This window comes from Dietzia sp. B32, assembly GCF_024732245.1.
Taxonomy (GTDB): Bacteria; Actinomycetota; Actinomycetes; order Mycobacteriales; family Mycobacteriaceae; genus Dietzia.
Window position 1 is genome coordinate 3,291,975 of record NZ_CP093845.1, and the last position, 23,830, is coordinate 3,315,804.

The window sequence follows — 23,830 nt, forward strand, 5'->3', positions numbered from 1 at the left end:
ATGGCGTACACCTGTGAACCCCACGCCCGGCAGGTGGCCGACTTCCTCGGCTTCGTCTGCGACGACGCGAACCCCGTGGGCGCGGTGCGCTCCCCGTTCGCCCTCGAACACTGGACGATGCCCCTGCTCGAGGTGCTCATCATCGCCGGCGCCGTCTTCGCCCTCGTCCACGCGTGGCGGCGCTGGCGACGCGACGGCGACCCGATCAACCTCGGTCTGTGGTTCGCCTCGCTGGTCTACCTCGCCGTCATCGAACCACCGCTGTACTTCCCCGAATGGTTCGGTCTGCAGGACTACGTGGGCTTCATCTTCTCCCACAACGTCTTCACCGTGCAGTTCATGTTCGACCGGCTACCGCTGTACATCGTGGCGTTCTACCCGGTCATCTCGCAGATCACCTACGAGCTCGTCCGCGCACTGGGGATCTTCGCCCGACGCGGTGCGGCGATCGGCGCGATCGCCACGGCGTTCGCCAGCCAGGTGTTCTACGAGATCTTCGACCAGCTCGGGCCGCAGCTCAAGTGGTGGGCCTGGAACCCGGAGAACATGATCAACACACCGATGTTCGCTTCCGTGCCGATGAACAGCATGTGGGTGTTCGCCTCGGTCTCGTTCGGCGTCATGGTGTGGCTTGTGGTCAAGCTCCTCGGCGGCCCCGCGCGCACCGGGACCCCGATGGGCGGCGGCTCGGTGGCCTGGCGGACGCTGCTGGCGGGCGTCCTCACCCCGGTGCTCATGGTCATCCTGGCCGCGCCCACCAGGGTGGGGGTCGACGCCGAGGGGGAAGGCACCCTCCAGAAGGTGATCCTGTGGACGTTCCTCGGAATCCTGTGGCTCGTGGGCCTGTGGTTGCTGGCCGAGGCCACCCGCCGGACGTGGCGGGGCTCCACGCAGCCGGTCGCCTCACCCGCCTTCGTCCGCCTCTACCCCGCCGCCTACGTGGTGGTGCACGCGGTGTTCTGGATCGCGGCACTCCCGGCCTTCGTCGGCGCGACGGGGGGCGTCACCGAGGCGGGCACGCCGATCGGGAACGGGTGGTACGCGCTCGCCTGCTTCGCGGTGGCCGTGTGGTTCGTCGTCGCGGCGATCCGGGCGACCCGCTCCCCGGCCCGGTCCGGGAGGGTCCCGGGCGGCGCTCCCGCCGCGACCGAGGGGCCGTCGACCCGCGAGGCCGATATGACACCCTGACCTCATGGCCAGACACGGGTGGGGCGGCCGGCCCCCGGCGGACGAGGAGGAGGCGCGTCAGCGCATCATCGACGCCACCGCTGCACTCATCGACCGTCAGGGGGTCGCCAAGACGACCCTGTCCGACGTGGCGGCCGAGCTCGGTGTGACCCGCCAGACCGTGTACCGGCATCTCGGCAACATCAGCGAGATCGTCAGCGTGGTGGCCGCGCGCGGGGCCGAGGACTTCGTGGACCGGCTCGTCGTTCACCTCGAGGGCAGCAGGTCCCCCGCCGAGGCCGTGGTCGAGGGCATCCTCTACTGCCTCCGCACGGTGCCGCACGACCCGCGCCTGAATCTGCTGCTCCAACTCGGGGACACCGCCACGTTCAACCGCGCCGCCACCTCGCCGCTGATGCTCGGGTACGGGTCGGCGATGCTCCGCCGGTTCCCGGTGCGGTGGTCCGATGCCGGGGTCGACGATGCCGACCTCGACGGTCTCGCCGAGGTCATCATGCGTCTGCTCATCTCGCTTCTCGACTCGTCCACCGATGTCCCGCGGCCGGAGGACGAGGTCCGTGCGCTGGTCGAGCGCTGGCTCGTGCCGGCGCTCACCCCGTCGTGAGTGCACACCGCGCTGAGTTCCCCGAGTCCACGCCGCGCTGAGTCCCTACTGTCCCGGGCTCACACCGTCCCCGGCTCACACCTGTTCCGACTGGTCCCGCGCCGTCCGACGCGCCGCCCAGACCGCGCCCACGAGAATCGTCAGACCGGCCGCCGCCAGCGCCGCGCCCGCGAGGGCCGGGGACGTGTACCCGAAGCCGAGTGCGATCACCGCCCCGCCGAGCCACGCACCAAGGGCGTTGGCGGCGTTGAGCGCCGAGTGGTTGAGCGCTGCCGCCAGGGTCTGTCCCCGGCCCGCGTACGTCATCAGGCGGGACTGCAGCCCCGGCACCAACGCGGACCCTGATGACCCGACGAGGAACAGCCCCACCAGCGCGGTCACGGGGTGCAGTGCGGCGACGGAGAACAGCACCAGCACCACGGTCATGGCGGAGGCGATCACGACCAGGCCCCGGTCGAGGTCCCGGTCCGCCACCACGCCCCCGAGCAGATTGCCGGCCACCATGCCGAGTCCGTAGACGGCGAGTACCGCGGGCATCCATCCGGGGTCGACCCCCGCGACGTCGACCATCGTCCACTGGATGTAGGTGTAGACGGCGAACATGCCGCCGAACCCGACGCAGCCCACGGCCAGCGTGGCCAGGATCTGAGGCCGGGCGAGCGCCGCGAGCTCCTCGCGCGCCCTGACCACGACCGTTCCGGTGGGTTCGGGGACGACGACGAAGATCGCCGCCACGGTCAGTGCGCCGATCACCCCGACCGCGAGGAACGCCGACTGCCAGCCGATCGCGTCGCCGAGCCAGGTCGCCGCGGGGACACCGATCACGGTCGCGACCGACAGACCGAGCAGGACCTGGGACACCGCCCGCGCCTGCCGACCGGGTCCGGCGAGTGAGGCGGCCACCAGGGAGGCCACCCCGAAGTACGCCCCGTGCGGGATGCCGGCGATGAACCGGGCCGCCACCAGGATCTCCGCGGACGGGGCGAAGGCCGCCGCCGCGTTGCCCGCCGTGAACAGCGCCATGAGGACGAGCAGAAGGGTGCGCCGCCGCCAGCGCGATGTCCACACGGTGAGCAGGGGCGCGCCCACCACCACGCCGAGCGCATAGGCGGTGATGACGTTCCCTGCCTGCGGCTCGGTGAGCCCGAACCCGTCGGCGATCGAGCGCAGCAGACCCATCGCCGCGAACTCGGTGACGCCGATGCCGAACCCTCCCAGCGCGAGCGCGAGGATCGCCAGCGTCACTCGCCGGGGGGTGGGAGCGGCGGGCTCGGTCACGGGCTCGGCGGCGGGGCCGGGGGTCGTGGTCACCGGAGCAGGTTACGCCCACCAGCCGGGCGGGCCATGCCGTACCAGCCCGATCAGGGGGCGGTACGCATGAGGCGCCGACCGCCGTAGACCAGCAGGAACGCGGTGACGTACATGACGATGCTGTAGACCGCGGCCGCGAGCCCGACCTCCTCGTCACCGATCACCGTGAAGGCGATGAGCAACGTGAGGGTGGTGTTCTTGATGCCGAACTCCACCGCGATCGCGATCTGCTCCGCGCGCCCCAACCCGGACAGCCACGCCAGGAGGCCGCCGAGGACGATGAGCGCGAGGTTGAGGACGATCACGGCGGGTCCGACCGTGGCGACGAGGTCGACGATCCGGTCCCGTTCGCCGAGGACGATCCCCACGATGAGGAGCACGAGTACGACGAGCCCGACCAACCCCACGAACCGCTCGACCCGGGCGGCGAAACCCGGTGTCCTGGCGCGCAGGACCATGCCGATCGCCACTGGGATGAGGATGACGCCCAGCAGGAGCCCGAAGGTCTGGCCGAGCGGGACGCTCACCTCGGCCTCGGCTGCCCCGGGGATGATCCGCGCACCGATGTCGAACCACAGCGGCAGGGTGAGGATCACGGCCACGGAGGTCAGGGCGGTGAGGATCACCGAGAGAGCGACGTTCCCCCGCGCCAGGTAGGTGATGAGATTCGACGTCGCCCCTCCCGGCGTCGCCGCCACGAGGACGACGCCGAGGGCCAGCATCGGCGAGAGGCCGAAGAGCAGGGCCACACCGACACCGACCATCGGGACCAGGACGAGCTGACCGAACAGACCCACGATCGTCGCCCACGGCGATCTGGCCTGGACCGCGAAGTCGTCCTTGGTCAGGCTCAGGCCGATGCCCACCATGATGATCGCCAGGGCGATCGGCAGGCCGATATCGACCAGGGGACTCTGATCCACGGGAACTCCTGGGGTCGCGTCGCGAGGGAGGTCCACCCCTGTGATGTGGACCACTGTCCGGTTACGCTAACCCATCGCGGTCGCCGCGGCGGCTCCGACGGGACGGGACCGTCGGAAACCCCCGGCGCGGCGTCAGCCCTCGCCGCGGGTGCGCTTGAGGTTCTCGTCCAGCGCGGCGAGGAACTCCTCGGTGGTGAGGTAGTCCTGGTCCTCCCCGACGAGCAGCGCGAGGTCCTTGGTCATCTGGCCCCCCTCGACGGTCTTGATGACGACGTCTTCGAGCTGGTGCGCGAACTCGATCACCTCGGGGGTGTCGTCGAGCTTGCCGCGGTGCTCGAGGCCGCGGGTCCACGCGAAGATCGACGCGATCGGGTTGGTGGAGGTCGGCTTGCCCTGCTGATGCTGGCGGAAGTGCCGGGTAACGGTGCCGTGCGCGGCTTCCGCCTCGCAGGTCTTCCCGTCCGGCGTGAGCAGGACGGAGGTCATCAGACCGAGGGAGCCGAACCCCTGGGCCACGGTGTCGGACTGCACGTCACCGTCGTAGTTCTTACACGCCCAGACGTAGCCGCCCTCCCACTTGAGCGCGGAGGCCACCATGTCGTCGATGAGCCGGTGCTCGTAGGTCAGACCCGCCTTGTCGAACTCCTCCTTGAACTCACGGTCGAACACGTCCTGGAAGATGTCTTTGAACGCGCCGTCGTAGGCTTTGAGGATGGTGTTCTTCGTGGACAGATACACCGGGTAACCGCGGTCGAGGGCGTAGTTGAACGAGGCGCGCGCGAAGTCCTCGATGGACTTGGTGAAGTTGTACATCCCCATGACCACGCCGCCCTCGTCAGGCATGTCCACGATCTCGTGCTCGATCGGTTCGGAGCCGTCGGTCGGCGTGTAGGTGATGGTGACCTTGCCCGCACCGGGGACCCTGAAGTCCGTGGCGCGGTACTGGTCGCCGAAGGCGTGGCGGCCGACGATGATCGGCTTGGTCCACCCCGGGACCAGGCGCGGCACGTTGGAGATGATGATCGGCGCGCGGAAGATCGTCCCGCCCAGGATGTTCCTGATGGTACCGTTGGGCGAGCGGTACATCCGCTTGAGTCCGAATTCCTCGACGCGGGCCTCGTCGGGAGTGATGGTGGCGCACTTGACGCCCACGCCGTGCTTCTTGATCGCGTTCGCGGCGTCCACGGTGATCTGGTCGTCCGTGGCGTCGCGGCTCTCGATCCCGAGGTCGTAGTACTCGAGGTCCACGTCCAGGTAGGGGTGGATCAGCTCCTCCTTGATGAACTTCCAGATGATGCGCGTCATCTCGTCGCCGTCCAGTTCGACGACGGTTCCCTGGACCTTGATCTTCGACATCGGACCCTCTTCTCCCGCCCGGCCCTTGTGGGGCCGACGTGTCGGCTCATACGTGATGTAGGTCTCACTTTACTGCCCCGACACGGTCCGGAGCGGCCTCCGCGACGGGTAACCCCTCGTTGCAGCCGTCGAGCGGCTTAGGCTAGCCTGACCCCAGGTCATGAGTTCCAGCGACAAGCCCCGGCTCGCTGGACGGCAACCCTCCACCGCGGTGGGGTGCCCCGGGAGACGACCTGGCCCCCACCCGACCGGGTGACGGGCAAGCGCGGGTCCGCTGACGGTAAGCGGGCGGACCCTTTTCGATGAGAGGAGGGGCTCCGCCCCTATGACCTACGACAACAGCAACACGGACTGGGCCTTCGAGACCCGTCAGGTCCACGCCGGACAGCCCGTCGACTCCGACACCGGCGCCCGGAATCTGCCGATCTACCAGACCACCTCCTACGTGTTCGCCGATGCCAAGCAGGCGGCCGACCGTTTCGCGCTGGCGGAGATGGGGCCGATCTACACCCGTATCACCAACCCCACCGTGGCGGCGGTCGAGGACCGCATCGCCTCACTGGAGGGCGGCGTCGCGGGACTGCTGTTCGCGTCGGGCCAGGCGGCAGAGACCGCCGTCATCCAGGCAATCGCCCAGTCCGGCGGCCACGTCGTCGCCTCTCCCCGCCTGTACGGCGGGACCGACACCCTGCTGCGCCACACCCTGCCCAAGTACGGCATCGAGACCACGTTCGTCGAGAACCCGGACGACCCCGCCTCGTGGGAGGCGGCCGTGCGTCCCAACACGAAGCTCTTCTACGGCGAGTCGATCTCGAACCCGCTCAACGACATCCTGGACATCCCGGCCATCGCCGAGGTCGCGCACCGCAACCAGGTCCCGCTCGTCATCGACAACACCGTGGCGACCCCCTACCTCATCCGCCCGCTGGAGCTGGGTGCTGACGTGGTGGTCTCCTCCGCCACCAAGTACCTCGGCGGGCACGGCTCGTCCCTCGCCGGCGTCCTGGTCGACGGCGGGAAGTTCGACTGGCGGGTGCAGCGCGACGGCGAGGACGTCTTCCCGTCCTTCACCACCCCGGACCCGGCCTACCACGGCCTGGTCTACGCCGATCTCGGCGCGCCCGCTCTCGCGCTCAAGGCCCGGGTGACCCTCCTGCGTGACACCGGCGCGGCGGCCTCCCCGTTCAACGCGTGGACCCTCGCCCAGGGCATCGACACGCTGAGCCTGCGGGTCGAGCGCCACGTGGAGAACGCGCAGCGGATCGCCGAGTGGCTCGAGGCCCGTTCCGACGTGGCCAAGGTCCAGTACGCGGGCCTGGCCTCCTCGCCCTACAACGAGCTCCAGAAGAAGCTGGCCCCCAAGGGCGCCGGCGCGATCGTCACGTTCGACCTGGCCGTGCCGGAGGGCACGTCCGACGACGACGTCAAGGCCCGCGCCTGGGCGTTCATCGACGCCCTCAAGCTGCACTCGTGCCTGGTCAACATCGGTGACGTGCGGTCGCTCGTGTGCCACCCCGCGACTACCACCCACTCGCAGGGCACCCCCGAGGCCAACGCGATCGCCGGGGTCACCCTCGCGACCGTCCGCCTGTCGGTGGGCATCGAGTCCGTCCAGGACATCATCGGCGACCTTGAGCTCGGTTTCGCCGCGATCTCCTGATCCGTCCCCCATGGTCCGCTCCTCCGATCCGCTCGCGCTGTTGCCCCCGGGCGACGGCACCCTCGGCCACGTCGCCCTCGGCGACATCACGCTGGTCACCGGTGTCGTCCTCCCGGGGGTGACCCTCGCGGTCCAGCGGTGGGGGCGGATCGCGGAGGACCGGTCCAACGTCGTCCTGGTCGAGCACGCGCTCACGGGCGACTCGCACGTCGTGGGTCCGGTCGATTCCCTGCACCCCACCCCGGGATGGTGGAACGGGCTCGTCGGGCCCGGACTCCCCCTGGACACCGACCGCTACTGCGTATTGTCGGTCAACGTCCTGGGGGGCTGCCGGGGATCGACCGGGCCGAGCTCGCTCCACCCTGACGGCCATTACTGGGGAGCCCGGTTCCCCGCCGTCTCGGTGCGCGACATGGTCGAGTCCGAGCGCGTCCTGGCAGACCTCCTGGGGATCGACCGCTGGGCGGCCGTCATCGGTGGATCGATGGGCGGGGCCCGGACGCTGGAGTGGATGGTCACCCACCCCGACCGCGTCCGAGCGGCCTGCGTCCTGGCCGTCGGTGCCCGCGCCTCGGCCGACCAGATCGGCATCCAGACCGCCCAGATCATGGCCGTGACCTCGGACCCCCACTGGCAGCAGGGCGGGTACCACGGGACCGGCCGCACGCCGGTCACCGGCCTGGGCATCGCGCGGCGCATCGCGCATCTCTCCTATCGGGGTGAGGTGGAACTCGACGAGCGCTTCGCCAACCGGCCCCAGCCCGGTGAGGATCCGCGGGGTGAGGACCTGTCCATGTCGGGCCGGTTCGCCGTGCAGTCCTATCTCGATCACCAGGCGGGCAAGCTGGTCTCCCGCTTCGACGCCTGCACCTACGTACTGCTCACCGACGCGCTCAACCGTCATGACGTCGGGCTGGATCGGGGTGGCGTCGATGAGGCGCTGCGGTCCTGTCCCGTCCCGTGCGTGATCGGCGGCGTCACCACCGACCGCCTGTACCCGCTACGTCAGCAGCAGGAACTGGCAGATCTGCTCCCCGGCGCGGACCCGCTCGTCGTGATCGAGAGTCCCGCGGGCCACGACGGCTTCCTCACCGAGGACCACGTGGTGGGACCGATGCTCGAGCGCACTCTCGAACTGGCCGAGCAGGACACCACAGACCGCACCCGAGGACACGCGTGACCGAATTCGACCACACTCCCCGCCCGGCCGTGATGGGCCTCGCCGGCCTCGCGGCGGGCTTCGGCGTCATCGGGATGGCGATCGGCTTCGCCACCCTCCTGGGCCTCACGGCGACAGCGACCGGCGGTCACGACACGATGGGTTTCGGACCCGCCGCCGCCACCGCCGCGTCCTCGTTCGTCATGGGCACACTGCTCGTCGTGGGGGCCGTGCTGTTGTGGCGGGCCCACCGCAGTTCGCGCGTGGTGATCGGGACGGCCGTGGCCCTGCTCGCCCTCAGTTCGTTGGCGCGGATGGTGCTGGACAGCGTCACCTTCATCTCCGTCGTCGGTACGGTGCTGTCCCTGCTCGCCCTGACGGCGATGGGGTATCTCCTCGTCTCCGACTCGGTTCGTGAGCACGTCCGTGAGGGCGTACCGCTCAGGCTCCGCTGACTCGCTCTCCTCCGTCGCGCCGCCCCTCCAGAACGCCACCCATCGAACGTCGCGCCACCCATCGGACATCGCGCCACCCATCGGACGTCGCGCCACCCATCGGGCGCCATGGGCAGCGCGTGATCCGATAGGTGATCCGCACCGGCGCGGAGGAAATCGGGCCGCGGAGGGAATCTGCTCTGCGGCGATGCGCTGGTCGCGAGATCGTCCCCCGTGGATCGCGACAGACGCCGTTCTCGCTGCTCCGCGCGGGGTACGTAAAGGGCGGGCCCTCTTACCCCAGACCCTCCGTTGTCCACAGGCGGCCGTCGTCAGACGGCACTGAGCCGGTCTCCCTGCGAGATGGCCGTGATCATCGGGGTATGAACACACCAGACGATCTGATCCCTCTGCTCCTCACCACCGATCGGCTGCTCAGCCGGGGAATGACGAGCCACAGCCTGAGCCGCGCTGTGAGGTCCGGCGATCTGATCCGGCTCAGACCCGGATTCTTCGTAGAGAAGAGAGCACGCGATCTCTGCAGGCGTGACCGCCACCTCTTGTCGGTTCTGGCCACGAAAACTGCACTTGACTCGCTGGTGTTCTCTCACGCATCTGCGGCTCTCATCCACGGTCTTCCGGACTGGGGTCTGCCGCTGCGAAAGGTCGCGGTGTGCGACGAGGGGGCGTCGCCGCGATCCCGCACCACCGATCTGACGACCTTCCGCTTTGTGCCTGATCTCGCCGGTGAGGTCACGACGGTCAACGGATTGCGGGTCACCACTCCGGCACGAACAGTGACGGATATCGCGATCTCGACGAACAGGGATGCCTGCGTCGCGGTTGCCGATGCTGCGCTCCACGGCGAACTCGTCACCGGGATCGCGCTCGAAGAATCTCTGGAGAAGTCCGCGGGCCGTCGCGGGATCAGGCGCGCCCGACACTCGCTGAGCCTCGCGGACGGGCGGAGCGAGAGCGTGGCAGAGACCCTGAGCCGGCTGACTTTCCGTGACCACGGCCTGCCGGAGCCGGAGATCCAGGTCGACATAGTCAACTCCCGCGGCATCAGAGTGGCTCGCGTGGATTTCCTGTGGCCCGAGTACGGCGTGGTCGGAGAATGTGACGGTTTCGGTAAGTACTTCGAGGGGCTGACCCCCGCAGAGACACGGCATCGATTGGGGATGGAGAAGGATCGCGATGCCGAACTCATGGCACTCGGCTATCGAGTCTTACATTGGCGGTGGCGTGATCTCGAGGAGCCTCATGTCCTGGCTGCGCGCATCAAGCGGGTGCTCTTCTCCGCAGCCGCGTGACCAGCCCACCTGCCCTCGCGTGAGCGGCCTCGGCCCCGACGTGCTTGATCGCCGACCGGGTTGCCGGCCGACGATGGCCAGATGCAACGCCACGTGATCGCCACCTATCGAATCGCCCGTCACCTATCAGATCGCCCGCCACCTATCGGACCCGCTGGGTGACTCGCCATCCGATAGGTGGCGCTGGGGTTCGGCGGATGCGGCAGGGCACGCGCGTGAAGGAACACAGGCGCGCGACGGCTACGGCCCGCGATAGCAACTGCGCGCGACGGCTACGGCCCGCACTAGCAACGGCGCGCGACGGCAGGCCAGTGCAGACCCGGCCGACTCGGCGTAGGCGTCCGCGCAGACCCGGCCGCCGTCAGCCGGTGCCGAGCGAGTCGATCGACGTGGCCAGCCACAGGATGACGGCGCCGAGCGCGGTGTAGAAGGCGACGTCGAACCCCCTGCCGCGAACCCCGAGCAGCCGGGCCCGCTCGTCCGGCACCACCGCCCGCAGGATCGCCGCCGCCAGTGCCACCACGCCGAGCAGGAACGCCCCGCGCCGCCATCGCTCGAGGATCACGAACCCCAGTGCGACCGCCACCCCCGCCAGCACCAGGGCGAGCGGCCACTGCGCCCGCACCTGCGCCCACGTCAGGCGCGAGGGCCGCGTACGGCGGGGCCGCGCGTCGGTCGTGCCGTTCAGGGGCCGGTCGGGAGCCGGGTGTGTCATCGGGGGTCTCAGTTACCGGAGTCGAGCCGCTCGCACCGCTCGACCACGTTGCTCAGCAGGAATGCCCTGGTGAGGGGCCCGACGCCACCCGGGTTGGGAGAGACCGCGCCCGCGACCTCCCACACGTCCGGGTGGACGTCCCCGGCGAGCTTGCCGTCCAGTCGGGACACGCCCACGTCCAGTACCGCGGCTCCGGGCTTGACCATGTCGGCGGTGACCATGTGCGCGACCCCCGCCGCGGCCACGATCACGTCGGCCCGACGCGTCTCGGCGGCGAGATCGCGGGTACCGGTGTGACAGAGGGTCACGGTGGCGTTCTCGCTGCGGCGCGTGAGCATGAGCCCGATCGGACGTCCGACGGTGACGCCGCGTCCGATCACCACCACGTGCGCGCCGTCGAGCTCGACGCCGAAGCGGCGCAGCAGGTGGATGCTGCCGTTGGGGGTACACGGCAGTGGCGCCGGCTCGTTCAGCACGAGCTTGCCCAGGTTGACCGGGTGCAGGCCGTCGGCGTCCTTGACGGGGTCGATCCGCTCGAGGATCGCGTTCTCGTCGAGGTGCTTCGGCAGCGGCAACTGCACGATGTACCCGGTGCAGGCGGGATCGGTGTTGAGCTCGTCGATGACGGCCTCGAGCTCGGCCTGGGAGGTGTCGGCGGGCAGATCGCGACGGGTGGAGGCGATGCCGACCTGCTCGCAGTCTCGGTGCTTCATCTTCACGTAGGAGTGGCTGCCGGGATCGTCCCCGACCAGGACGGTACCCAGTCCCGGGGTGATGCCCTTGTCGCGCAGCGCGGCCACGCGTGCGGTGAGGTCGGCGACGATCTCGTCGCGGGTGAGCTTTCCGTCCAGCTTGATCGCGGTCACGGGGACCAGTATCCCACTCCCGGTCCGTCCCGTCGGCACGGCGCTGCGAGAATGGCCCCATGACCGGTGTGGGTGTGCGTGTGCTGTTCGACCGTCCGTGCATCCCGCCCAATACGGGCAACGCGATCCGGATGGCCGCGGGTGCGGGCTGCGAACTGCATCTCGCCGGCCCGCTCGGCTTCGACCTGTCCGCGCCGCAGTTGCGACGCGCGGGACTGGATTACCACGATCTCGCCCACGTGGAGGTGCACGAGGATCTCGAGGCCGCGTACGCGAGCCTCCTGCCCGCGCGGGTCTGGGCCTTCAGTGCGAGGGCGGACCTGGCGCTCCCGGAGGTGCGGTTCTCCCCCGGCGACGTACTGCTCTTCGGCCCCGAGCCCACGGGCCTGTCCGAGGAGGCGTTGTCCGACGATCGGGTCACGGCGACGGTGCGCATCCCCATGCTGCCGGGGCGCCGGTCGATGAACCTGTCCAACGCGGCCGCGGTGGCCGTCTACGAGGCCTGGCGGCAACAGGGGTACATCGACGGCTAGGAAATTTCTGCTCATTTGATTTAGGATTTCGGCATGCCGAAATTCGATGTACGAGGCGGCCGCAAAGCGCGCGGCGCCCGGTGGCGGAACGCCGCGGTCGCCGCGACGGTCGCCTGCGCGACGATCGTCTCGTCCGCGTGCACGGTCGGCCCCTCGGGTGCGACGGACGTGGACGACCGGCCCCGGTTCATCGATCCCGCGGACCGGGTCGTGGTGGCCACGACGTTCACGGTCCTGGCGGACATGGTCCGCCGGGTGGGCGGGGACCGCGTGCAGGTGGAATCCGTCACCACCCCGGGCGCCGACGTGCACCAGTACGAGCCGACCGTCGAGGATCTCAAGCGTGTCGAGGGCGCGGACCTGGTGGTGAGCAACGGGCTCGGGATGGACGACTGGCTGTTGCGCTTCATCGACGGCACCGACGCGCGCCACGTGGTCACCTCCGCCGGGGTCGACCCCCTACCCGTGCGGTCGGGCAACTACACCGGTCGGCCCAACCCGCACGCCTGGATGTCCCCCCTCGAGGGGGCCGAGTACATCCGCACGATCGCCGCCGCTCTCACCGACGTCGACCCGGAGGGCGATCGCGAGTACCACGCCCGCGCCGCGGACTACATCGGTGAGCTGGAGGAGATGGCGGACCGGGCCCGCGCGGCCGTGGAGACCGTCCCGGAGGACCGTCGCGTCCTGGTCACCTGCGAGGGCGCGTTCTCCTACCTCGCCCGCGACCTGGGTCTGGAGGAGCTGTACCTGTGGCCGGTGAACAGTGAGAACCAGGGCCTGCCCCGCCAGATCACGGCCCTGATCGACGAGATCCGTCAACGGGAGCTCCCCGCGGTGTTCTGCGAGTCGACGGTCTCCGACGCCGCGATGCAGCAGGTCGCGGCCGAGACCGGTAGTCGCCTGGCCGGCGTGCTGTACGTCGACTCGCTCTCCGCCCCCTCGGGCCCGGTCCCCACCTACCTCGACCTCCTCGACCACGACCTCGAGACCATCTCCCGGGAGCTGACGACATGACGGACCGGCCACTGCCCTACTCGCCCTTCACCGGCCCGTCCCCCGTCGTCGTCTCCGACCTGACGGTGGACCGCGGACAGGTACGCGCCCTCGACTCGGTCTCCCTCTCGGTACCCGCCGGGGAGATCACCGTCCTGCTCGGCCCCAACGGTTCCGGCAAATCCACCCTCCTGCAGGCGCTGCTCGGCCTGGTGACGCCCACCACCGGTACCGTCCGCATCCTCGATTCATCCGTGCGTCGCGCCCTGCGCAGCGGGCGGGTGGCCGCGGTCCCCCAGGCGGACGGCCTCGACGAGGGTTTCCCCGTCACGGCCGCCGAGGTGGTCATGCAGGGTCGCCGTCACTTCACCGGCCCGTGGCGCCGACCGTCGGCCACCGATCGCGCCGCCGTCGCCGCCGCCCTCGACCGCGTCGGACTGTCCGGGCTCGCAGCCCGGCGCGTCGGTGAGCTCTCCGGCGGTCAACGCCGCCGCGTCCTCCTGGCCCGTTGTCTGGCACAGGAGGCCGACCTGTTGTTGCTCGACGAGCCGTTCAACGGGATGGACGCCGGCAGCGAGGAGGTGTACATCGACGTCCTGCGCGCGCTCACGGCAGAGGGGCGTACCGCGCTGGTCTCCACCCATCACCTGGGGACCGTCGAGCGTCTCGCGGATTCGGTGGCCCTGCTCAACGGTCGCCTCGTCGCCCACGGTCCGGTCGCCGAGACCACCACTCCCCAGATCCTGTCCACCCTGCTCGGCGCCCGACTCCCCGCATCCACGGACGGCACGGGCGTCGACCGCACCATCCCCGAGGGGGCCCTGCCGTGATCGACCTGCTCACCGAGCCGATGAGCTACGACTTCATGCTCCGCGCCCTGCTCGTCGTGACGGCCTCCGGGATCGCCGGTGCCCTGCTCAGCTGCTGGCTCGTCCACATGGGCTGGTCGCTCATGGGAGACGCCGTGTCCCACGCCGTCCTGCCCGGGGTGGTGATCGCCGCGATGACCGGCATCCCGTTCGCGGTCGGCGCCCTGCTCGCCGCCCTGATCGCCGTCACGCTGATCGGCGCGGTGCGCGAGAGCGGGACGGTCCGTGAGGACGCGGCGATGGGCATCGTGTTCACGGCCCTGTTCGCCCTCGGCCTGGTCCTCATCGCCCGCTTCCCCACCGAGCAGGACCTGCACTCGATCCTGTTCGGCAGCGTGCTGGGCGTGCGTGACTCCGACCTCGTCCAGGTGGTGGTGGTGTCGGCGTTCACCGTCATCGTGCTGCTGGCGTTCCGCCGCGACCTCATCATGTTGGCGTTCGACCGTCTCCACGCCCACACCCTGGGTCTGCGGACCCGCACACTGACCGCCCTGCTGTTGGCGACGCTCGCCACCGCGACCGTGGCCGGGGTCCAGTCGGTGGGGGTGATCCTCGTCGTGGCCACGCTCATCATCCCGGGCGCGACCGCCCAGTTGGTGGCGGACACGATGCGGGGAACGATGATCCTCGCCGTCGTCGTCGCCCTCGTCGGCGGCGTCACCGGCCTGTACGTCGGCTACTACGCCGACCTTCCCCCGGGCGCGGTGGTGGTCCTCACCCAGGCCGTGATCTTCGCGGCGGTGCAGTTGCTCGCGCCCCGGCGCGGGGTGATCCCCCGGGCGGCGGCGGGCCGACGCGCGCGGCGGTCGGGGATGATGGCGGCATGACCGTCGACCCGCCGCACGTCGATCCACGCGGAACCGTTCCACCCGGGGTGGTCCCACCCGGAGTCGTCCCACCCACCGGCCTCGCCGACCTGACACCGACGATCCAGGCCTATCTCATGGCCGCCCACGCGTTGGGGTCGGGCGGCGACCCCGTCACCTCCGGCGCGCTGGCCGAGCGCCTGGGCGCGTCCCCCTCCTCCGTCAGCGAGGGGGTGCGCAAGCTCGTGACGATGGGCCTGGCCGAGCACCGTCCGTACGCGCCCGTCGAACTCACCGGTGCCGGGCGGTCGTTCGCGGTGGCGATGGTGCGGCGCCACCGGATCATCGAGACGTTCCTGGCGCGGTGCCTGGACTACCCGTGGGACGAGGTCCACGCCGAGGCCGACGCGCTCGAACACGTGGTGTCGGACCGGTTCGTCGACGCCCTGGACGCGTTCCTCGACCACCCTCGCCGAGACCCGCACGGTGACCCCATCCCCACGCGCGACGGCCGCGTCGATCCGCTCGGTGACGTGCCGCTGGACCAGGCCCCGGAGGGTGCTACAGGTGTCGTGACCCGGGTGTCCGACCGTGACAACGCCGTCCTCCGCCACCTCGCCGAGATCGGCCTGCGCCCCGATTCGCCGGTGGAGGTGGTCTCGCGCCAGGTGGAACTGGGGATCATCACCGTTTCGCTCAACGGCCGCACCGTGCCGATGGGCACCCCCGTGGCTGCGGCGGTGCGTGTCCGGGTCACCGGCGCGACGGGATCGGACACTGTCGACCAGGAGTGACTGCGGTCAGGAACAGGACCGGTCAGGTCCGATCACGGCCAGGACCGACGACGACGACGACGACGATTGCGGTTGCACCCCGGCCCGCGATCGCTCAGACCGCGCGGGAGACGGTCGCCGGAGCGCTCGTGCGGGCAGCGGTGACCCGCGCCGAGCGGTCGGGGTGGGCGGCCCGCGAGGCCGGCCATCGCAGGCCGAGTGCGACGAGGGTGGCCAGGGCGATCGCCCCGTCGACCGCGGCCGCGGTGGGCGCTCCGGTCACGTCGTGCCGTAGAAGGAGCACCGCGGTCATGGTCATGGACGCCTTGTGGAAGATCACGACCAGCCACAACACCGCGGCCCCGGGCGGGGTGGCACCGAGGTAGGCGGTCAGGGCGGAGAAGACGAGCAGGCCGTAGGCCCGCCAGTAACCGGTGAGCTGGTATTCCGGGGTGATGGTAGGCGCCTCGAGTCCGGCGGCGACCCCCAGGCCCAGTGCCACCGCGGCGGTCGACAGGAGCAACGCCCGGTAGAGCAGGAGGCAGAGTCGGTCGGTGGCCATGGATCCGATACTCGCCGACCGGTGACGGCCGCACATCGGGGAGATCCCCGGGATCGGACCTGATTCCCGCGGCCCGCACTCCCCGCGCGGCCGCTACAGCATCGTCCCCGGGTTGAGGATGCCCTGTGGGTCGAGGGCCGACTTGATGCGTCGGCTCAGCTCCATGACGTCGTCTCCCAACTGGGCTGGCAACCACGGCGCCTTGAGTCGGCCCACGCCGTGCTCGCCGGTGATCGTCCCGCCCATCCCGATCGCCAGGTCCATCACCTCCCCGAACGCGATCCGGGCCCGCTCGGCGCGGGCGGGGTCGTCATCCTCCAGCACGATGATCGGGTGGGTGTTGCCGTCCCCGGCGTGCGCGACCAGCGCGATCGGGATGTCTCGGCGGGCGGAGATCTCCTCGATCCCGGCGACCAGGTCGGGCAGCGACGGCAGCGGCACGCCCACGTCCTCGAGCAACAGGGTGCCGGTCTTGCCGAGGCTGGTGAACGCGGCCCGGCGGGCCATCGTGAACTGCTCGCCCTCGTCGGGGTCGTCGGTGGCGAACACGTCGGTCGCACCGTGGGTGCGGAACGCCTCGGCCATGAACTCGGTCTCGGCCGCACGGTCGGGGCCGGTGAGGTCGGACTGCGCGAGCAGCATCGCCCCGGCCGTGGTGTCCAGGCCCATCCGCAGGTCCGCCTCGACCGCGCGGATGGAGACGGTGTCCATGAACTCGAGCATCGCCGGGCGGATCCGCCGGGTGATGGCCAGGACGGCCTCGCTGCAGGCGACCACGTCGGGGAAGATCCCCACCACCGTGGAGCGCGGTGGCTGCTGCGGGATCAGCCGGAGGATGATCTCGGTGACGATCCCCAGTGTCCCCTCGCTGCCGACGAACAGCTTGGTCAGGCTCAGCCCGGCGGTGTCCTTGAGTCGCGGCCCGCCCAACCGCACCGCGGTGCCGTCGGCGAGGACGACCGTCATCCCCAAGACGTAGTCGGTGGTCACGCCATACTTCACGCAGCACAGTCCGCCGGCGTTGGTGGCGATGTTGCCGCCGATCGAACAGATCTCGTATGACGACGGGTCCGGCGGGTACCAGAGACCGTGCTCGGCGACGGCCTGTTTGACCTCGGCGTTGTAGAGCCCCGGTTGGACGGTGGCCGTCCGCGTGACGGGGTCGACGTCGATGTCGCGCATGAGCTCGGTGGACAGCACGATCCCGCCGTCGACCGCCGTCGCTCCGCCGGACAGGCCGGAGCCGGCACCCCGTGGGACCACGGGGACTCCGTGCGCGCTCGCCCAGCGCAGGACCTCCTGCACGTCCTCGGTGGTGCGGGCCCGGACCACGGCAAGGGGCATGCCCGGGTCGGGGGCCTTGGCCCAGTCCTGGCGGTAGCCCTCCAGAAGGTCCGGGTCGGTGAGTAGTCGGGAGGCCTCGAGTCGGGCACGGAGGTCGTCCAGCGGGGTGGCCGGATCGGGGCCACGGGCGGGGGTCGTAGCACTCATGTGACCGAACGTACGGTGCCGTGCGCGTGGGCGTCGGGGGATCCGCCCACTCCCCTGCCGGGCGCCGAGGTGGGGCGGTTGTCGTTGTCCCCCCGTGTTTTCGACGACGGCGACGAGGGCAGGCATAGTGTCCTGGTGACCACGAGCCAGGGACCCGGATCCGCGCCCGCGGCCCCGGCCGTCCCGGGTCCCGGTCCCGCCTGGTTCGGCGCCGTGATGGGCACCGGCGGACTGGCCACACTGCTGCAGATCCACTCGGATCTGGTCCCCGGTTTCGCCTCGGCCGCGGCGGTCATGCTGATCCTGGGCTGGGTTCTTCTGTTGGGACTCGGCGCGGGGTTCGCGCGCTCGGTGGCCCGTGTCCCCGACATGTGGACGTCCTCGGTCCGGGACGCTGCGATGCTGCCGCTGTGGGGAATGGTCTCGATGGGCCTGGCTGCGGTGGGATCGGCGACCTTCGTCGTCGTGGATGCCCGTGTCCCGACGCTGTCGCGCATCGCGTTCGGGGTGGATGTGGCCTTGTGGGCCGCGGGCACGGTGCTCGGGTTGGCGACAGCGCTGGGGTTCGCGGTGTGGTTGTTCTCCACTCGTCCCGACCACCCGCTGCCCACGTGGGCGTTGCCGATGGTGCCACCGATGGTCTCGGCGACCGCGGGTGGTCTCATCGCTCGTCAGATCGAGTCGGACTCCGTCCGTACGGTGCTGGTCGCGGCGTGTGTGGTCTGCTTCGTCCTGGCGCTGGCGCTGGGCGGGGCGGTGATCGCGATGGCGTATCACCACGCGTGGTTCCGCACACCGGTGCCGGTGGCCCTGGCGACCTCGACGTGGATCCCGCTGGGGATCGTGGGGCAGTCCGCGGCGGCGGCACAGGTGCTCTCGGGGCAGACGCTGTCCGGGGTCGCGCGGGCCTACGGGGCGACCGTGTTGATCGCCGGCGCGGGACTGGGGGCGTTCGCGGTGGTCACCACGATCAAGGGGTTCCTGGCGCGGATGCCGTTCAGCCCGGGCTGGTGGGCCATGACCTATCCGCTGTCGACGTGTGGACTGGGTGCCTACTATCTGCGCTGGCAGGAGGCGAGTCTGCTGACGGTGGCGGTACTGATCGCCATCTGGGTGCTCTGTGCGGTCGCCAGCGTGCACGCGATCGCGAGGTCGCGGACGCGGTCCGCCTGACCCGGGCCACCTGACCCGGGCCACCCGGCTCCGGTCGCCTGACCCGGGCTGGACGGTCATCGGAAGTCCCGACTGCGACCGATGGCCATGCCCAGGTGCAGGCGTTCGATCTTGTCCGCCACCACGCTGACCGCACCCGAGCGGTTCTCCACCGTGCCGCGGACGATGAGCGCCGGGGAGGAGGAGACGATCGGCCGGTAACGCGCCCACAGGCCCACCGAGCACACGACGTTCGTCATTCCCGTCTCGTCCTCGAGGCTGAGGAAAGTCACGCCCTCCGCGGTGGCGGGCCGTTGCCGGTGGGTGACGGCTCCGGCGACCTCGACGCGGCTGCCGTCGGGGACATGGGCGAGCCCGGCCGTGGTGCACACGCCACGTGAGTCGAGCCACGGTCGGGCGTGGACGGTCGGGTACTCCTCCGGACTGATCCCGGTGGCGGCCAGGTCCGCGGAGGTGAGTTCCAGGACGCTCATGCCGGGCAGGGCCGGGGCGTCGACCTGGCTGAGCCCGGGCAGCATGCCGGGCTTCTCGCGGGCCGCGGTGGCCGCCGACCACAAGGCCGACCGACGGCCACCCGTGCCGAGGCAGTCGAGCGCCCCGGCCGTGGCGAGTGCCTCCATCTGCCGGACGGACAGGCCGGTGCGCCCGGCGAGGTCGGCGGCGGAGGTGTAGGGGCCGTGGGTATCGCGTTCGTCAGCGATCGCCGTGGCCAGGTCCTCGCCGATCGCCCGGACCGACTCCAGTCCGAGGCGCACCTCGGTGCCCTCGTTCTCACAGGTGGCGCCGCCGATCGAACGGTTGACACACGGTCGGTGCACCGTGACGCCGTGCCTGCGGGCATCCGCGACGAGGGACTGGGGCGAGTAGAAGCCCATGGGTTGGCTGCGCAGCAGCGCCGCGCAGAAGATGGCCGGGTGGTGGCACTTGAACCACGCGGAGTAGTAGACGATCGCGGCGAAGGACTGGGAGTGGCTCTCGGGGAAGCCGTAGTTGGCGAACGCGCACATCTTCTCCCAGATCCGCTCCCCGACCTCCGGGCCGGTGACCGGCGTCCCGGGCGGGCTGGCGCCGATCCCGTGCAGGTCGCGCATCCCGTCGAAGAACCGCTCCTTCAGTCGGGCCATCCGCTCGGGTGACCGCTTGGCCCCCATGGCTCGGCGCAGCTGGTCCGCCTCCGCCCCGGTGAAGCCCGCGATCACGGTCGCGATCTGCATGAGCTGCTCCTGGAACAGCGGGATCCCCAGGGTTCGACCCAATACCTCTTCCAGCGCCGGGTGGTCGAACACCACCTTTTCCCGGCCGTTGCGGCGGCGGATGTAGGGGTGCACGGACCCGCCCTGGATGGGGCCGGGGCGGATGAGCGCCACCTCCACCACCAGGTCGTAGAACGTCCGCGGTCGCAGCCGGGGCAACGTGGCCATCTGCGCCCGGGACTCCACCTGGAACACACCCACCGAGTCGCCGCGGCACAGCATCTCGTAGACCTGCGGATCCGCGAGGTCCAGCTGCGCCAGGTCCACGTCGAGATCCTTGTGTTCGGCCGCCAGGTCGATGGCGTGGTGCAATGCGGTGAGCATGCCCAGGCCCAGCATGTCGAACTTGACCAGGCCGACCGCCGCGCAGTCGTCCTTGTCCCACTGCAGTACGGTCCGCCCCGGCATGCGCGCCCACTCGACGGGCACCACGTCGGCCACCGGGCGGTCGCAGATCACCATGCCGCCCGAGTGGATCCCCAGATGGCGGGGCAACCCGACGAGTTGTCGTGCCAGCGCGAGCACATCGGACGGGACGCTGTGCTCGGTGGCCTCCCGCTCGTGGTTCTTCAGTCCCGACCACCGGTCGACGCTCTTGGACCACGCGTCCTGCTGCCCCGGGGAGTAGCCCAGCGCCCGGGCCACGTCCCGCACGGCCGAGCGGCCGCGGTAGGTGATGACGTTGGCCACCTGCGCGGCGTGGTCCCGCCCGTACCGGGAGTAGACGTACTGGATCGCCTCCTCCCGGCGGCCGGACTCGATGTCCACGTCGATGTCCGGCGGGCCGTCGCGCTCCGGGGCCAGGAATCGCTCGAACAGCAGCTGGGCGCGCACCGGATCGACGTTGGTGATCCCCAGCGAGTAACAGACCGCCGAGTTGGCGGCCGAACCGCGGCCCTGACAGAGGATGCCCTCGCGGTGGCAGAACTCGACGATGTCGTGCACGACGAGGAAGTACCCGGGGAAGCCCAGCTCGGCGATCACCTGCAGCTCGCGGTCGATCTGTGCGTACGCCTCCGACGCCTCCTCGCGCGTCCCGTAGCGCCGGGCGGCACCCGCGTAGGCGAGCTCGGCGAGCATGGTGTTCTCGGTGTACCCCTCCGGGACATCGAACGGCGGCAGCTGCGGGGCGATGAGTTGGAGGTCGAACGCGCACTCCCTGCCCAGCCGGTCGGCCCCGGCCACGGCGTCGGGCCACCGCTCGAACAGCTCCGCCATCTCCTCGCCCGAGCGCAGGTGCGCCCCGCCCGCCGCGGGCAGGTGCGCTGCATGGGCCTCCAGCGCGTCCCGCGCCCCGAGCGCCGCCATGACCGAGGCCAGTCGCGCCTCCTCGGGTCCGGCGCAGTGGGCGGCGGTGGTCGCCACGACGGGCAGGCCCGCCTGCGCGGCGAGGCCCGCCAACGCATCGCACCGTTCGGTGTCCTCGGGCACCCCGTGACAGGTGAGTTCCACGACGACCCTGTCGCGCCCGAACAGCTCGACGAGCTGGTCCAGTGCCGTGCGGGCGGCGGCGGTGTCGAATGCGGACGCCCCCGTCCCGCCCCGCTCCAGGGCCCGACGGACCCGCCCACGACGGCAACCGGTGAGCACGTACCAGTGGCCGCCGGCAGCCTCCGCGAGCTCGGCGATCTCGTAACGCGGTTCGCCCTTGGCCCCGCCCCGCAGGTGGGCACGGGCGATCGAACGCGACAGCCGCCGGTATCCCTCCTCCCCTCGGGCCAGGACCAGGAGGTGCTCACCGCCCGGTAGCGAGAGCTCCGCCCCGAACACCGTGGCCAGCCCCAGTTCGGCGGCCGCCTCGGCGAAGCGCACGACCCCGTACATCCCGTCGTGATCGGTGATCGCGAGCGCCGTGAGACCCAGTTCGGCCGCGGTCTCCGCCATGGCCTCGGGCGAGGAGGCGCCGTCGAGGAAGCTGAACGCGGTGTGGGAGTGCAGCTCCGCGTACGGCACGCGCCCCCGGGCGCGCGGCCGCTGCGGGGGCGTGTACTCGTCACGCTTGCGCGACCAGGCGGGTGCGTCGCTGCCGTCACCGGGGTGCGGGTTCTCGGACCCGCGCGGACCCGGGCGCCCGGAGAGCACCCGTTCGAGTTCCGACCACGTGGTGGGCCCGTGGTACCAGTTCACAGGTGCTCACCCGCCCGGTGCCGGCGGGCCCGTTCAGAGCAGGGTGAGGGACTCCACGACCCACGCCGAGGCCTCGCCGGCGGGCTTACGGCAGCTCTGCGGGCGTGGCGGTAGCGGGTGTCTGGCCGCCTGGACGCGCCAGGCGCGCCCGTCGGTGTGTCGGACGACGGCCACGAGCGGGTCATCCGGATCGATGTCGACGACGAGATCGTCGATCCCCGCCTCCACGCCCGAGTCGCGGACGGCGACCTCCGCCACCTGCCCGGCCGGTGGCCACGTGCTGCGACCCCGCAGGTGCTCGGTGACGACCCGCCCCTCCAGCTCGGCCTCGACGATGCGGGCCGCGAGGTCCGACTCCGCCGGCCCGTAGGTGTAGCCGGTGCCGGGCAGCAACAGGACCGGGGCGAAGCGGTGACCGCCGGTGTGGGAGCACTCCCACACCGCGGCGTCCGGGTCGAGCGCGGACAGGCGGGCTCCGACCCGGTCCTCCAAGTCGGCCACGACCGGACGCCCCCGGACCGCACAGCACTGGTCACGCTTGGCGTGGGTACACACCAGCGGCACCGGCGCCGCGACCTCGCGGACGCCCTCCACGTGCCCGCCGGGCGAGAGGTCCAGGCCGAGCATGTCCGCGGGGCGGTCGACGCGACCGACCCGGATGCTCCGCCGGCCGGGCCTGGTGTCGCACAGGTAGAAGCGGTGGCGGTCGATGCGTTGGCCCTCTCGGCCGGGGCGTCGGATGAAGAGCATCCGGGCCCCGCAGGCCGTGACGTGGTCCTTGAGTTGCTCGGACAATTCCTCGCCCAGCGCCTCGCCGTCGAAGATGTCGCGTCCCCAGCGCGCGGGAACCTCCAGCAGGACCCACGATTCCTCGTGGGCCGCGGTCCCGGCCGGCGGCTCATCGGCCGACTGGAGGGAGCACCAAGAAGTGAGTGGGGTGGGATCGGTGACTGACACGCCCCCATGGTGCCCCACCACGTGCGGTGGTGTAACTGTAGCCACCTTGTGGGACAAAAGTGATGAGAGGGACTTAGGCTGGGGGCATGCGTACCCGACATCGCCGCCTCGTCGCGGCCGCCGCCCTGACCGCCACCGCATCCCTGGCCATGGCGGGTTGCGGGACCGACACCTCGACCGATGCCCCCGCCACGAGCCAGACGACCACCGCGGGGTCCTCCCCGGCCGCCCTCGCGCAGGCCCTGTCGCCGGAGGAGACCGAGGCCGCCGACCCCACGGCCGGCCCCACGGATTCCGCCCCCAAGCGCGAGGAGCCGGACGCCGCCGAAGGCCGTGCCGAACTGGTGGTGTCCGAGATCCGGATGGGCAACTTCCAGGGCAAGGACCGCGTGGTCTTCGAACTCGACGGCCGCGGCACCCCGAGCTACTCGGTGGACTACGTCGACACCCCCGCCCAGCAGGGCAGCGGCTTCGCGGTGGACGTGCCGGGCGACTCCTTCCTGCAGGTGATGATCGGCGGCCAGGTCCTGCCCACCCAGACCGACCTGAAGGAGGTCCCCGTGGGCACCGTGGCCGGTGACGACGCGACCGGGGTGGCCGGCGTGGCGTTCACCGGGCAGTTCGAGGGACAGGCGCAGTCCGTGATCGGCCTCGAGGGTTCCGACCGCGCCTTCTCCGCCTTCCTGCTGCAGGACCCCACCCGCCTGGTGGTGGACATCGAACGCTGACCCCGACGCGGGGGCGGGCGCGTCCGACTGCGC

Annotated in this window: 22 protein-coding genes and 1 riboswitch; of the genes, 13 read left to right on the forward strand and 9 right to left on the reverse strand. The window is 70.8% G+C overall.

Annotated features, from left to right (window positions below):
* Window positions 1-1,188, forward strand: coding sequence for a hypothetical protein (locus L8M95_RS15550; protein ID WP_260486989.1), 1,188 nt, complete (start codon window positions 1-3; stop codon window positions 1,186-1,188).
* Window positions 1,189-1,192: 4 nt separating this feature from the next.
* On the forward strand, window positions 1,193-1,792 hold the full coding sequence (locus tag L8M95_RS15555) for a TetR/AcrR family transcriptional regulator (RefSeq protein ID WP_260486990.1): 600 nt from the start codon (window positions 1,193-1,195) through the stop codon (window positions 1,790-1,792).
* A gap of 75 nt (window positions 1,793-1,867) precedes the next feature.
* On the opposite strand, the gene L8M95_RS15560 is transcribed toward L8M95_RS15555, so the two are convergent.
* From L8M95_RS15560 to L8M95_RS15570, 3 genes are all read right to left on the reverse strand, one after another.
* Window positions 1,868-3,025 (reverse strand): MFS transporter, encoded by a 1,158-nt coding sequence (locus L8M95_RS15560; protein ID WP_260489281.1) that lies wholly within the window; start codon window positions 3,023-3,025, stop codon window positions 1,868-1,870.
* A gap of 128 nt (window positions 3,026-3,153) precedes the next feature.
* A complete protein-coding gene (locus L8M95_RS15565) occupies window positions 3,154-4,026 on the reverse strand; it encodes a bile acid:sodium symporter family protein (RefSeq protein ID WP_260486991.1) in 873 nt (290 codons plus the stop codon).
* A 132-nt stretch (window positions 4,027-4,158) separates the two neighbouring features.
* Window positions 4,159-5,382, reverse strand: coding sequence for an NADP-dependent isocitrate dehydrogenase (locus L8M95_RS15570; RefSeq protein ID WP_260486992.1), 1,224 nt, complete (start codon window positions 5,380-5,382; stop codon window positions 4,159-4,161).
* A gap of 156 nt (window positions 5,383-5,538) precedes the next feature.
* Window positions 5,539-5,654: riboswitch (SAM riboswitch) on the forward strand.
* 53 nt (window positions 5,655-5,707) lie between these two features.
* Here L8M95_RS15570 and L8M95_RS15575 point away from each other — a divergent pair.
* The 4 genes from L8M95_RS15575 (at window position 5,708) to L8M95_RS15590 (ending at window position 9,948) form a co-directional block, all read left to right on the forward strand.
* A complete protein-coding gene (locus L8M95_RS15575; RefSeq protein WP_260486993.1) occupies window positions 5,708-7,042 on the forward strand; it encodes an O-acetylhomoserine aminocarboxypropyltransferase/cysteine synthase family protein in 1,335 nt (444 codons plus the stop codon).
* A gap of 10 nt (window positions 7,043-7,052) precedes the next feature.
* On the forward strand, window positions 7,053-8,222 hold the full coding sequence (locus L8M95_RS15580) for a homoserine O-acetyltransferase (RefSeq protein WP_260486995.1): 1,170 nt from the start codon (window positions 7,053-7,055) through the stop codon (window positions 8,220-8,222).
* On the forward strand, window positions 8,219-8,656 hold the full coding sequence (locus L8M95_RS15585) for a hypothetical protein (RefSeq protein WP_260486996.1): 438 nt from the start codon (window positions 8,219-8,221) through the stop codon (window positions 8,654-8,656). Before L8M95_RS15580 ends, L8M95_RS15585 begins: the two co-directional genes overlap by 4 nt.
* Window positions 8,657-9,018: 362 nt before the next feature.
* Window positions 9,019-9,948, forward strand: coding sequence for a type IV toxin-antitoxin system AbiEi family antitoxin domain-containing protein (locus L8M95_RS15590; protein WP_260486997.1), 930 nt, complete (start codon window positions 9,019-9,021; stop codon window positions 9,946-9,948).
* Between the two features lie 361 nt (window positions 9,949-10,309).
* Here the strand turns inward: L8M95_RS15590 and L8M95_RS15595 are convergent, their stop codons facing one another.
* Both L8M95_RS15595 and L8M95_RS15600 read right to left on the reverse strand, forming a co-directional pair.
* The gene (locus L8M95_RS15595) at window positions 10,310-10,663 is read right to left on the reverse strand and encodes a DUF3017 domain-containing protein (RefSeq protein WP_260486998.1); all 354 of its coding nucleotides are present in this window, start codon (window positions 10,661-10,663) and stop codon (window positions 10,310-10,312) included.
* An 8-nt stretch (window positions 10,664-10,671) separates the two neighbouring features.
* A complete protein-coding gene (locus L8M95_RS15600) occupies window positions 10,672-11,529 on the reverse strand; it encodes a bifunctional methylenetetrahydrofolate dehydrogenase/methenyltetrahydrofolate cyclohydrolase (protein ID WP_260486999.1) in 858 nt (285 codons plus the stop codon).
* A 59-nt stretch (window positions 11,530-11,588) separates the two neighbouring features.
* Between L8M95_RS15600 and L8M95_RS15605 the strand changes: the two genes are divergently transcribed.
* The 5 genes from L8M95_RS15605 to L8M95_RS15625 are packed head-to-tail and all read left to right on the forward strand — an operon-like array spanning window position 11,589 to window position 15,527.
* Entirely contained in the window at window positions 11,589-12,062 is a 474-nt protein-coding gene (locus L8M95_RS15605) for a tRNA (cytidine(34)-2'-O)-methyltransferase (protein ID WP_260487000.1), read from the forward strand.
* Window positions 12,063-12,095: 33 nt separating this feature from the next.
* The gene (locus tag L8M95_RS15610; RefSeq protein ID WP_260487001.1) at window positions 12,096-13,079 is read left to right on the forward strand and encodes a metal ABC transporter substrate-binding protein; all 984 of its coding nucleotides are present in this window, start codon (window positions 12,096-12,098) and stop codon (window positions 13,077-13,079) included.
* Entirely contained in the window at window positions 13,076-13,888 is an 813-nt protein-coding gene (locus tag L8M95_RS15615; protein ID WP_260487002.1) for a metal ABC transporter ATP-binding protein, read from the forward strand. The genes L8M95_RS15610 and L8M95_RS15615 overlap by 4 nt, the downstream gene beginning before the upstream one ends.
* Entirely contained in the window at window positions 13,885-14,754 is an 870-nt protein-coding gene (locus tag L8M95_RS15620) for a metal ABC transporter permease (protein ID WP_260487003.1), read from the forward strand. Before L8M95_RS15615 ends, L8M95_RS15620 begins: the two co-directional genes overlap by 4 nt.
* Window positions 14,751-15,527, forward strand: a complete 777-nt coding sequence (locus L8M95_RS15625) for a metal-dependent transcriptional regulator (RefSeq protein WP_260487004.1) — start codon at window positions 14,751-14,753, stop codon at window positions 15,525-15,527. The genes L8M95_RS15620 and L8M95_RS15625 overlap by 4 nt, the downstream gene beginning before the upstream one ends.
* Before the next feature lie 94 nt (window positions 15,528-15,621).
* Here the strand turns inward: L8M95_RS15625 and L8M95_RS15630 are convergent, their stop codons facing one another.
* Entirely contained in the window at window positions 15,622-16,068 is a 447-nt protein-coding gene (locus L8M95_RS15630) for a hypothetical protein (protein ID WP_260487005.1), read from the reverse strand.
* Window positions 16,069-16,161: 93 nt separating this feature from the next.
* Entirely contained in the window at window positions 16,162-17,559 is a 1,398-nt protein-coding gene (locus L8M95_RS15635; RefSeq protein WP_260487006.1) for an FAD-binding oxidoreductase, read from the reverse strand.
* A gap of 135 nt (window positions 17,560-17,694) precedes the next feature.
* On the opposite strand from L8M95_RS15635, the gene L8M95_RS15640 reads away from it, so the two are divergent.
* Window positions 17,695-18,732, forward strand: a complete 1,038-nt coding sequence (locus tag L8M95_RS15640) for a C4-dicarboxylate ABC transporter (RefSeq protein WP_260487007.1) — start codon at window positions 17,695-17,697, stop codon at window positions 18,730-18,732.
* A 56-nt stretch (window positions 18,733-18,788) separates the two neighbouring features.
* On the opposite strand, the gene L8M95_RS15645 is transcribed toward L8M95_RS15640, so the two are convergent.
* Both L8M95_RS15645 and L8M95_RS15650 read right to left on the reverse strand, forming a co-directional pair.
* On the reverse strand, window positions 18,789-22,112 hold the full coding sequence (locus tag L8M95_RS15645; RefSeq protein ID WP_260487008.1) for an error-prone DNA polymerase: 3,324 nt from the start codon (window positions 22,110-22,112) through the stop codon (window positions 18,789-18,791).
* A 33-nt stretch (window positions 22,113-22,145) separates the two neighbouring features.
* Window positions 22,146-23,069: a sucrase ferredoxin gene (locus L8M95_RS15650; protein WP_260487009.1), complete on the reverse strand. Its 924-nt coding sequence runs from the start codon at window positions 23,067-23,069 to the stop codon at window positions 22,146-22,148.
* 86 nt (window positions 23,070-23,155) lie between these two features.
* On the opposite strand from L8M95_RS15650, the gene L8M95_RS15655 reads away from it, so the two are divergent.
* Window positions 23,156-23,797 (forward strand): hypothetical protein, encoded by a 642-nt coding sequence (locus L8M95_RS15655; RefSeq protein ID WP_260487010.1) that lies wholly within the window; start codon window positions 23,156-23,158, stop codon window positions 23,795-23,797.
* The last annotated feature ends 33 nt before the right edge of the window (window positions 23,798-23,830 follow it).